This window comes from Verrucomicrobiota bacterium, assembly GCA_016871535.1.
Taxonomy (GTDB): domain Bacteria; phylum Verrucomicrobiota; class Verrucomicrobiia; order Limisphaerales; family SIBE01; genus VHCZ01.
Map to the genome: position 1 here is coordinate 1 of VHCZ01000440.1, position 2,225 is coordinate 2,225.

Annotated in this window: 4 protein-coding genes; all 4 read left to right on the plus strand. The window is 55.2% G+C overall.

Annotated features, from left to right (window positions below; all coding sequences use genetic code 11):
* Positions 1-134: 134 nt before the first annotated feature.
* Positions 135-404 (plus strand): hypothetical protein, encoded by a 270-nt coding sequence (locus FJ398_27340; GenBank protein ID MBM3841592.1) that lies wholly within the window; start codon positions 135-137, stop codon positions 402-404.
* 115 nt (positions 405-519) lie between these two features.
* Positions 520-1,689: a DUF262 domain-containing protein gene (locus tag FJ398_27345; protein MBM3841593.1), complete on the plus strand. Its 1,170-nt coding sequence runs from the start codon at positions 520-522 to the stop codon at positions 1,687-1,689.
* Between the two features lie 16 nt (positions 1,690-1,705).
* Positions 1,706-1,834 carry an HNH endonuclease gene (locus tag FJ398_27350; GenBank protein ID MBM3841594.1) on the plus strand — a complete coding sequence of 43 codons (129 nt, stop codon included), beginning with the start codon at positions 1,706-1,708 and terminating at the stop codon, positions 1,832-1,834.
* Between the two features lie 22 nt (positions 1,835-1,856).
* Positions 1,857-2,225 (plus strand): SAM-dependent DNA methyltransferase (locus FJ398_27355; GenBank protein ID MBM3841595.1); only part of this gene is annotated, 369 nt, incomplete at its 3' end.

Sequence of the window (2,225 nt, forward strand, 5' to 3'; positions counted from 1 at the left end):
GCTGTCTTCACAACCAATACTTTGCCGAATTGAACGACGTCATCACCGCAATTACTCCGTGCCTTCGTGCATGGTCCCGTCCGAACACCACCTTGTCTCGCCTCTGCGGGATCGCTTAACATAGGCAATTACTTGTGACGTTGTGTTTAGATGATGTCCGCTTCGTGGATGTGGTCATCTTCTACCTCATTCGTCACGGCAACTTGGCCACGCCAGTTGGAGACGCGTGGATCAAGACCGCCGTGGCACTGGCCGAACGCACGAAAGACCGGTCGCTCGTGGAATCGCTGGTCTGGACCTTGCGGCGAGCCATTGCGGATTATCCAGCCTTCGCAAGCCTCGCACGCGAACTGGGCCAGCAATCACCCTCAATTTCCAAAGCGCTGAATGAAACCACGGCTTGAAATCAGAACCCAACGGCTGACACGGCCACAAAAGCAGGCGCTGCTGGCGGCGTTGAAAGTGTCGCTCCCGCACCAAGCCTTCACCGGAGAACTTTAGAAACCAAAGGAGAACACTATGTCATTCCCAACCCTAACCCATCAACAAAATCCGAAGACGATTCAGGACTTGGTGAACTTGTATGAGAAGGACCACTTGAATCTGGAACCGGGTTTCCAGCGTAAATCCGTTTGGAAGGAAAGAGACCGGGCGAAGTTGATGGACAGCATCATTCGCAACTACCCGTTGCCCGCCATATTCCTCTACCGTAACCAGCGGGATGGCGACGTGGTTTACGATGTCATCGACGGCAAGCAGCGCATCGAATCCTTCCTCATGTTCATGGGATTGAAACAGGGCCGATTCGAAACGAAGACGCAACTACCGGGTGAAGACGAAGTCAAATGGGTTAGCTGGAAACAGCTATGCAAATGGAAACAGCAGCACATCATCACCGGCTATCGCTTGCCCGTGATTGAGGTGGACGGGGAATTTGGCGACATCGTCGAGGTTTTCGTCCGCATCAATTCGACCGGCAAGGCGCTCACAGGCCAGGAGAAACGCCACGCCAAGTATTACAAGAGTGCGTTTCTAAAAGAAGCCGCGAAGGTGGCGAGTAAATTTGAAAACTACTTCCTAGACATGGGCGTGATGGGCACATCCCAACTCAGCCGCATGAAGCATGTGGAGCTGGTTTGCGAATTGATGCTCTCGATTCAGAAAGGAGACCCCATCAACAAAAAGTCAGCGCTCAACAACATCATGGCCGACACCGGCGTGGACATGCGGCAGGTTGCTCGCGGAGCGCGGCTTACTATTGCGGCACTCAACCGAGTCCGCAGGATGTTCCCAAAGCTCTACAGCACGCGCTTCGTCAAAGTCACTGACTTTTATACGCTCACCACGCTGGTCGCGAAGTTTGAACAGGAAGGATTGATCCTCACTGACCGGCGGCGCAATCGGCTGGCTTGGGACATCCTGACAGTATTTTCCAACAAGGTGGATGACCTTCGTGAAAAACTTAAGAAGGCGCAGAATGTCGGCACGGAGCAGGATTTGTATCGGCAATACCTGCTGACCGTCATGCAGGCGACAGACGAAGTGAACCAGCGGCGTTTGCGCGAGTCCATCCTGTGTGGTTTGCTGGAAAATTCTGTTTTCGAAGAAGGACTCGCAACGCGGCTTCAGCGAAGCCCAGCGCCGCATCCTGTGGAACACCTCCGCAGACAGGCGCTGCCCGAATCCTAAAAAGAACCCAAATTGCATGAAGCGCCTCACTTGGGATGATTTTACCATCGACCACATCGACCCTTACAGCAAAGGAGGGCGATCCCGTTTGGAAAACGCTGCCCTCATGTGCCGCTCCTGCAACTCGTCCAAGGGAAAGCGGTGAAGTGAACGCAGGTGTTCAACAAATGACCCGCATCTCCCAACAACAACTCGAATCCTATCTCTGGGGCGCGGCCACGCTCTTGCGCGGGACGATTGATGCCGGCGATTACAAGCAGTTCATCTTCCCGCTCCTGTTCTACAAGCGCGTGTGCGACGTGTTCGATGAAGAGACGCAGGCCGCGCTGGCGGAATCCGGCGGCGATAAGCGCTACGCCGCCGGGCGCGAGCAGCATCGGTTTCAGATTCCGCCGGAAGCCCACTGGCGCGAGGTGCGACAGGCGGCCAAAAATGTCGGCGCGGCGTTACAATCCGCCATGCGCGCCATTGAGACGGCCAACCCGGACAAGCTCTACGGCATCTTCGGCGACGCGCAGTGGACCAATAAAGACCGG

Coding starts and splice junctions, on each gene's coding strand:
- FJ398_27350 (MBM3841594.1), top strand. CDS start 1,706: ATGAAGCGCCTCACTTGGGATGATTTTACCATCGACCACATCGACCCT.
- FJ398_27345 (MBM3841593.1), top strand. CDS start 520: ATGTCATTCCCAACCCTAACCCATCAACAAAATCCGAAGACGATTCAG.